Source organism: Roseateles sp. P5_E1, assembly GCF_054049335.1.
Window position 1 is genome coordinate 1 of sequence record NZ_JBFUMN010000526.1, and the last position, 506, is coordinate 506.

1 pseudogene is annotated in these 506 nt (G+C 63.8%); it reads right to left on the reverse strand.

The features are described from left to right. Positions 1-506, reverse strand: a pseudogene (locus tag ACXJKJ_RS32450) (hypothetical protein); the annotation flags it as partial.

The following is a 506-nucleotide window of genomic DNA, read 5'->3' on the forward strand; positions in this document are numbered from 1 at the left end:
GTCTTGGTCGCATCGCAACCGTTCGGCGTCGCGCCCGCCGAGCTGACTTCCTGCACGATATCGAGGAACACCACGCCATCGCGGGTAATGCGCGGACGTACCTTGAGGATCACACCGGTGTCCAGATACTGCACCTGGCTGTAGGTATTGTCGCCCACGCCGGTGTTGACCGACACCGAGTTGATCGGAATCTTGGTGCCGACGTTGAGGGTGGCCTCGGCGTTGTTGCGCACGAACAGCGATGGGGTCTGCAGCAGACGCAGGTTGGTGACCTTGTCCAGTGCGCTGATTACCGCGGCCGCGTTCTTGCCCAGGAAGGTCCAGCCCACCCCGCTACTGCCAACCACACCGGAGGTGCTGCCCCAGATCGAGCGGCCGAGCGCGCTGGCCAATCCGGCCCCGCCACTTTCGACGGGCGCGTTGACCGCCTCCTCGAAGAACCAGTTCACGCCATAACTCAGGTCGCCGGTGAGTGCCACTTCAGCCACCTGCGCCTCGATATGCAC